At 60.8% G+C, this 245-nt stretch carries 1 pseudogene; it reads left to right on the forward strand.

Features of this window, described 5'->3' with window-relative positions:
* Positions 1-245: pseudogene (locus H6B10_RS16415) on the forward strand (B12-binding domain-containing radical SAM protein); the annotation flags it as partial.

Genomic DNA, 245 nt, shown 5'->3' on the forward strand with positions numbered 1-245 from the left:
CGACTACGAACCGCCCAAAAACTTTGTGGTTCCCATTGTGGGAGCCGTACAGGACCGGGCCAGCGTAGAGGTGCTGCGCGGCTGTGTCCGCGGCTGCCGTTTCTGCCAGGCGGGTCAGATCTACCGTCCGTTCCGGGAACGCTCCCCGAAAATGATCAGTGACTGCGCCCGGGAACTTTGCCGCAACACCGGTTATGACGAATTGAGCCTTACCAGTTTGTCGACCTCCGACCATTCCCGCCTGG

It is taken from the genome of Gemmiger formicilis, assembly GCF_016901605.1.
In the GTDB taxonomy this organism is placed as follows: domain Bacteria; phylum Bacillota; class Clostridia; order Oscillospirales; family Ruminococcaceae; genus Gemmiger; species Gemmiger formicilis_B.